Raw genomic sequence first — 233 nt, 5'->3', positions numbered from 1 at the left:
AAATCCAAGCAAAAAGGACGGACACTTATCAAAGCAGACCGGTTCTATCCGTCTAGTCAGGTTTGTTCGAGTTGCGGACACCGAGACGGCAAGAAGCCGCTCAATATCCGGGAGTGGGACTGCCCGACATGCGGGGAATACCTTGACAGAGATATCAATGCCAGCAAAAACCTCTTGGCATTGGCCAAGTAAAAGAAAATCAATGAGGCAGGGACTGCCTTTTGAGCCTACCC

General features: G+C 50.2%; 1 protein-coding gene. It reads left to right on the top strand.

Annotation, left to right across the window (positions count from 1 at the left end; genetic code table 11):
• On the top strand, positions 1–192 hold a 192-nt coding region (locus ACYQ4S_RS13075; protein WP_459771617.1), incomplete at its 5' end, for a zinc ribbon domain-containing protein.
• Positions 193–233 lie beyond the last annotated feature (41 nt).

The sequence above is a fragment of the Alkalibacterium sp. s-m-28 genome (assembly GCF_054658175.1).
Note: the sequence above shows the minus strand (reverse complement) of the source record. Positions and strands in the feature narration are given on the sequence as shown.